Annotated in this window: 1 pseudogene; it reads left to right on the top strand. The window is 55.2% G+C overall.

The annotated features are described in order from the left end of the window. Window positions 1-222: pseudogene (locus tag HWD93_RS18825) on the top strand (hypothetical protein); the annotation flags it as partial. Window positions 223-241: the final 19 nt, after the last annotated feature.

The raw sequence follows: 241 nt of genomic DNA, 5'->3' as shown, positions 1-241 counted from the left end.
GACCTGAGCAAGTACGGCAAAGAGGCGCAGGGCGAAACCGTCGTGCCGGAGGAAGATAGCTACCTGCCGGTACTGACCCGCCCGGGGAAAATTATCTGCGTGGGCCTGAACTACGCCGACCACACCAGCGAATCGCCCTACGCTCAGCCGGATTACCCGACGGTCTTCCCGCGCTTTAACAGCAGCCTGCTGGTACATAACAAGCTTAATATTGTGTCTTAAATATATGACAGAGTCGATA

Origin of the sequence: Curtobacterium sp. C2H10 (assembly GCF_025407985.1) — a bacterium.
Taxonomy (GTDB): domain Bacteria; phylum Actinomycetota; class Actinomycetes; order Actinomycetales; family Microbacteriaceae; genus Curtobacterium.
Note: the sequence above shows the minus strand (reverse complement) of the source record. Positions and strands in the feature narration are given on the sequence as shown.